A 5,202-nucleotide genomic window follows, 5' to 3' on the forward strand; every position below is an offset into this window, starting at 1 on the left:
GCCCAGCTCCCGGCGGCAGCGCTCCAGCAGCCGGGGGCGGGTGGTTTACATGAACACCTTCTCCCAGACCATCTCCCCCTCCATGCGGGTGGGCTTCATGGTCCTGCCGCCCCGGCTGCTGGAGCGCTGCCGCCGGGAGCTGGGCTTTTACGCCTCCACCGTTCCCGCCCTGGAGCAGCAGGTGCTGGCCCGGTTCCTGGGCGGCGGCGGGTATGAGCAGCACCTCTCCCGGACCCGGAAAAAATACCGCCTCCTCCGGGAGGCGGTGCTGGAGCGTTTCCGGCAATGCCCCTTCGCCGCCTCCCTCACCGACCGGGGGGCGGGGCTCCACTTCCTCCTCCGGCTGAAGACGGAGGAGGACGACGAGGCCCTCCGCCGTCGGGCGGAGGGCCTGGGGGTGCGTCTTGGGTTTTTGTCGGAATACGCCGCCGTTCCCAATCCCGCCTATGACCATACGCTGGTGGTCAATTACGCGGGGCTGGACGCGGCGCGGCTGGACCAAATGGAGTCCATGCTGGCGGAGGTCTTCCTGACCTCCCGCTGATCCGGGCGGCTTAGGCCGCCGGAACCGTCTCCCCGCTTTTGCGGAAGCGGACCAGCGCGGTCCGGTCCAAAGCCACCATCACCGCGGGGATGAACACCAGCTGAAGGATAATGCCGGGGATGGCGGTGAGAANCGCGCCGGAGAGGAACATCTGCCAGGTGAACGCCTGGCCGGACACGCCGGAGAGGATCACCTGGGCCGCGGCCCAGACAATCCGCCCGCCGATCATGGCGGCAATCAGGCAGCGGTACAGGGAGATCACGCACTGCCAGCGGGACCGGGCATAGAGGAAGCCCGCCAGGAAGCCGTAAGCCGCCAGCTCGAAGGCCATGGCGACGGCAGTAAACATGGGGGGCATCCCCAGGGTGGCGCTGCGCAGCAGGGGCAGGACGAAGCCCACGGCCAGGCCGTACTTCCAGCCGCAGAGGAGGCCGCACAGCAGCACGGGCAGGTGCAGGGGGCAGAGCATCTTTNCGATCTGGGGGATCTGCCCGGTAAAGAAGGGCAGGACGAAGCCCACGGCCATCAGCATGGCGGCCATGGCCAGGGTTTGGACGGGTCGCTGGGTCTTGGTTTCGTTCATGGGAAAAACTCCTTGCAAATCAGTTTTCCCGTCTTCTGACAGTCCGCCGCCTTCCTGGCGGCGGGTTGCTTCCCGACCAGTATACCACAGGGGCCCGGCGCTTGCCAAGCCCCTTTTTTTCAATCGAAAAATCCTGTGGTATCCACCACCAGATCGGCGGCCCCCTCCGTGCCGCACGCGGCAAAATACCGCTCCTCCAGCGTCCGCCACACCCGGTCGAAGGTGGGAAAATACTCCCCCTCCCGGGCCCGGAGGCGGCGGGTCTGCTCCTCCCGCTCACAGGTGAGGAAGATTTTATAATCGTAGTACTTTGCCAGGGCCGGGTGCTGGGAATACGTGCCCTCCACAAGGGTCAGGGGCTCCCACAGCTCCACCGCTTCCTTCAAGCGGCCCGCCCGGCAGTCATAGGGCCGGTAGGCCGTGCCGCCGTCCCGGTCAAGGGAGGACAGCACTTCCTTTTTCAACCGCTCCAGATCCATGTTCCCGGCGGGGACCTCCATCCAATCCGTCCCCCGCTTATCCGGCGGGAGGTAGAAGTCATCCATGTGCACCACATCGGCCGAGCAGGGCAGCACCCCCGCCGCCAGGGCGGCAAAGCCCGTCTTCCCGCTGCCGCAGCGGCCGTCTATGGCAATGAGGGCCGGGCCCTTCCGCCGCTCCGGGGTGTCCCGGGCCAGCTTTTCCAGGGGAAGCAGCGCCGGGAGGTACCGGGCGCAGTCCAGCCGCAAAACCCGGTAGTGGGGGTTGTAGGCGTTTCGGAACGCCTCGCTGTGGCGCACCGGCGGACAGCCCTCCCGCCGCCAGCTCTCCAGATAGTCCGGCAGGCCGGGGACCGGAAGAGCCGCCAGCGCCTCCAGCTTTTCGAAGAGGCCCGCCTCCGTGCCCTCCGTCAGGCCCGCAGTCCGGGCGAACATCCGCCCAATCAGCGGCAGCTCCCACAGGGAAGACAGGGCCTGGGTGATATGGAAGCGGCAGAGGCCGCCCCCGATGGGCTCCGGGGGCAGGGGCTCCGGCCCCGCCTCCTTCCGCTCCGCCAGCAGGGCCGCCAGCACCCTGTCCGGGCCCTGGGCCATGTGGGCGGGGCCAAACTCGCTCTGATAGGCCAGCTTGGCGAAGTCCCGGGGCTCCATCCGGGGGTATTTCGCCCAGTGCGCCCGGGCAGTCTCCAAAAAGCCGCCGCTCATAGGCCCAGCTCCCGGACCGCCAGCTCCGCCGCCCGGCGGAGGTACTCCTCCAGGCGGCACTCCTCCACTCCCGCCACATACACGCCGCAGGAGGAGGAGGGAATCAGAATCTTCACCGCCCCGGACCCGGAGACGGCGGCGGCCATGGCGGGGGACACCTCCCCCAAAATGCCGTTGGCCAGCACCACGCCGATGGGCCCCAGGATGACGTCCGCCCGGGCGGCGTTGTAGACCACGGCGTTCTCCCCCGTGGCCCCCTGGGCGGCCCCGGCCTTCAGCATGGCGGCGGTGGCCGCCACGTTGGTTCCCACGCAGAGGAGGCGGCAGTCCCCGCTCAGGCGGGGCTTCAGCAGCTTCACCAGCCGGCTCCCCACGCCGCCGCCCTGGCCGTCCAGTATCAAAACCGTGCGCATCCGGCCCCTCACCTCCCGAACAGCTCCGCCGCCTTCGCCATGTTCTCCATAACGGGCACGGCGAAGGGACAGCGCTTCTCACAGGCCCCGCACCGGACGCACTCCCCCGCCCCGTGGGGAAGGGCGGCGTAGTGCTCCCGGACCGTCTCGGGGACAGCGCCCTGGGCCAGGGAGAGGTTCAGGAATTTCGTCACGTCCGCCACAGCGATGCCCTGGGGGCAGGGGGCGCAGTGGCCGCAGTACATGCAGTGGCCCTTCCAGCTGATCTTGGGCAGCTCCGCCAGGGCGGCGGCATAGTCCCGCTCCGCCTCCGGGGCCTCCTCAAAGGCGACGCTCTTTTTCAGATCCTCCAGGCTCCGGGCCCCGGACATGACGCAGCCCACGCCGGGCCGGTCCAGGGCGTATTGGAGGCACTGGAAGGCCGTCAGGGCCTTCCCCGCCGGGGAGAGGGAATCGCTGAGCAGGTCCCCGCCGCCGAAGGCCTTCATGACGGTGATTCCCACCTCCAGCCGCTGGCAGGTCTCGTAGAGCTCCTGCCGCTCCGGGTCCATGTTCAAAAGGGGCGCGGCGTAGTTCTTGGGCGCCCAGAGCTCCTCCACATCCTCGGAAGCGGGCTGAAGGTCATAACAGGGATTCACGCTGAACATCAGCACATCGATAAGCCCGGACCTCACCGCCGCCAGGGCCGCCTGGGGATTGTGGCTGGAAAGGCCGACGCAGCCGATGGTCCCCGCCGCCTTTAATTCCAGGGCATAGGCCATCACCGGGCCGGTTTTCACCGTCTCCCAGTCCGCCAGGGAATCCACGTAGTGAATCATGCCGATTTCCACATGGTCCGTCTCCAGCCGCCGGAGCTGGTCCGCGAAGCCCTCCCGGACCTCCGCGGCGTCCCGGGTCCGCTTGTACTGCCCGTCCTTCCAGATGGTGCAGAGATGGGCCTGGAGAACGAACTTCTCCCGCCGCCCCCGGAGCGCCCGGCCCAGATTGGAACGAAAGTCCGGGTTGGGCGCGTAGAGGTCGATGCAGTTGATCCCCGCCGCCTCGCACACGTCCAGCCATTCCCGCACCTGCTCCGGGGTCTTTTCCAAAAAGCCCTCGCAGCCCACGCCGATCTCCCCCACCCGGAGGCCGCTCCGGCCCAACGTACGATATCGCATATTCTGTTCCTCCTTGTTTTCTCACTTGTCCGTCTCCCAGCATAACATGTGGAGCCCGCTCCATGTCAAGAAGTTTTTCGCATTTCCCGGCGGCGCGGCGCATAGGATGGACCAACAAGAGGCAGGGAGTGAGGATGTTTTGAAGGGAAATATGGAGGAGCGGGCGGAGCGCCTGGCTCTTTACATCATAGAGAACCGGTCCACGGTCCGGGCCGCCGCCCAGAGGTTCGGCATCAGCAAATCGACGGTGCATATGGATGGAGTAAAATAGAACGGTTAATATGGATCGTCAAGTAGAGCAGTAAGGCCAGCACCTGATTGTGGGTGCTGGCCTTGTTATGCTATTTCCTATCATTCTAAATCGTCTCGATCAAGCAATCAAGTATAGCCTCAATCTTATGCTGCTTCTCCAAGTCCAGCCCTCCCAGCTTCTCCGCCAGAGGTGTCCATCGAATGGGAGTATCCACCGTAACATAGGCTGACAGGATGGCATCAGCTCCGGTTCCAAGGGCGTTGCAGATGTCAATCAAGGTAGGCAGGGCTGGCATCAGTAACCCACGTTCAATCCGTGAGATCGAGTTGGAGGCCACATCCGTTATCTCCGCAAGCTGCTCCTGGGTCATGCCTCGCTCCTTGCGTATACGCTGTATCGCTTGTCCTCCCTGCTTGAAGTCCATCGCTATCCCTCCTACGTCGATGTTTCATCCATATTATGAGCGAACTAGACGTGTTAAATCCAGAACGTTATGGACAAAACTCGACGCATGGAGTATAATTAGGTGTAACTCTTAGCGGAGGTGTTCCCCTATGCTGGATAGCTGCTGTGCCTTCACAGGTCATCGGCCACACAAACTGCCGTGGCGGTACAACGAATCTGATAGCCGCTGCTCGGCATTGAAAGCGGCGTTAGTGAGGCAGATCACACAGCTAGTCGATGCCGGGGTGACGGACTTCTACAGTGGTGGAGCTGATGGGGTAGACTGCTGGGCCTCGTTGATTGTCCTGGAGCTGAGAAAAAACAATCCTGCACTGAGACTCCATCTGATCCTGCCCCATGAAGGACAGGCGGACAAGTGGAGTGATTCAGCACAGGAGAGGTATCATTCAATCTTGAAGCAAGCCGATTCGATAGAGTACATGAGCCGTGAGTATTACGATGGCTGTATGCTCGACCGGAACCATCGGCTGGTAGAGGCTGCTGGGGTACTGCTAGCGGTCTACAATGGGGAGCGGCGCGGCGGTACTGCGGCTACTGTCCGATACGCTCGGAAGCTAGGTAGAGGAATCATCATCCTTAACCCGATCACGCTTGAAGTCACCG

General features: G+C 64.3%; 6 protein-coding genes and 2 pseudogenes. 3 read left to right on the plus strand and 5 right to left on the minus strand.

The window, feature by feature from the left end; translation table 11 throughout:
* Nucleotides 1-544 (plus strand): annotated as a pseudogene (locus JX325_RS12445) (PLP-dependent aminotransferase family protein); the annotation flags it as partial.
* A gap of 10 nt (nucleotides 545-554) precedes the next feature.
* Here JX325_RS12445 and JX325_RS12450 read toward each other — a convergent pair.
* The 4 genes from JX325_RS12450 to JX325_RS12465 all read right to left on the minus strand — a co-directional run bounded on the left by JX325_RS12450 (nucleotide 555) and on the right by JX325_RS12465 (nucleotide 3,881).
* Nucleotides 555-1,127: an ECF transporter S component gene (locus tag JX325_RS12450; RefSeq protein ID WP_204791435.1), complete on the minus strand. Its 573-nt coding sequence runs from the start codon at nucleotides 1,125-1,127 to the stop codon at nucleotides 555-557.
* 119 nt (nucleotides 1,128-1,246) lie between these two features.
* A complete protein-coding gene (locus tag JX325_RS12455) occupies nucleotides 1,247-2,311 on the minus strand; it encodes a uridine kinase (protein ID WP_204791436.1) in 1,065 nt (354 codons plus the stop codon).
* Nucleotides 2,308-2,724, minus strand: a complete 417-nt coding sequence (locus JX325_RS12460) for a DUF3842 family protein (RefSeq protein ID WP_204791437.1) — start codon at nucleotides 2,722-2,724, stop codon at nucleotides 2,308-2,310. The genes JX325_RS12455 and JX325_RS12460 overlap by 4 nt, the downstream gene beginning before the upstream one ends.
* Nucleotides 2,725-2,732: 8 nt before the next feature.
* Nucleotides 2,733-3,881 carry an aldo/keto reductase gene (locus JX325_RS12465; protein WP_204791438.1) on the minus strand — a complete coding sequence of 383 codons (1,149 nt, stop codon included), beginning with the start codon at nucleotides 3,879-3,881 and terminating at the stop codon, nucleotides 2,733-2,735.
* A 139-nt stretch (nucleotides 3,882-4,020) separates the two neighbouring features.
* Between JX325_RS12465 and JX325_RS12470 the strand changes: the two are divergent.
* Nucleotides 4,021-4,140 (plus strand): annotated as a pseudogene (locus tag JX325_RS12470) (sporulation transcriptional regulator SpoIIID); the annotation flags it as partial.
* A 97-nt stretch (nucleotides 4,141-4,237) separates the two neighbouring features.
* Here the strand turns inward: JX325_RS12470 and JX325_RS12475 are convergent.
* Nucleotides 4,238-4,558 (minus strand): helix-turn-helix domain-containing protein, encoded by a 321-nt coding sequence (locus JX325_RS12475; RefSeq protein ID WP_016317002.1) that lies wholly within the window; start codon nucleotides 4,556-4,558, stop codon nucleotides 4,238-4,240.
* Nucleotides 4,559-4,688: 130 nt separating this feature from the next.
* Between JX325_RS12475 and JX325_RS12480 the strand changes: the two genes are divergently transcribed.
* A partial coding sequence (locus JX325_RS12480) for an SLOG family protein (RefSeq protein WP_204791440.1) occupies nucleotides 4,689-5,202 on the plus strand: 514 nt, incomplete at its 3' end.

It is taken from the genome of Oscillibacter sp. CU971, assembly GCF_905219725.1.
In the GTDB taxonomy this organism is placed as follows: Bacteria; Bacillota; Clostridia; order Oscillospirales; family Oscillospiraceae; genus Oscillibacter.

Excerpts from the sequence above, each read along its gene's own strand:
- JX325_RS12475 (WP_016317002.1), bottom strand. The coding sequence starts at position 4,558 with ATGGACTTCAAGCAGGGAGGACAAGCGATACAGCGTATACGCAAGGAG.
- JX325_RS12460 (WP_204791437.1), bottom strand. The coding sequence starts at position 2,724 with ATGCGCACGGTTTTGATACTGGACGGCCAGGGCGGCGGCGTGGGGAGC.
- JX325_RS12455 (WP_204791436.1), bottom strand. The coding sequence starts at position 2,311 with ATGAGCGGCGGCTTTTTGGAGACTGCCCGGGCGCACTGGGCGAAATAC.
- JX325_RS12465 (WP_204791438.1), bottom strand. The coding sequence starts at position 3,881 with ATGCGATATCGTACGTTGGGCCGGAGCGGCCTCCGGGTGGGGGAGATC.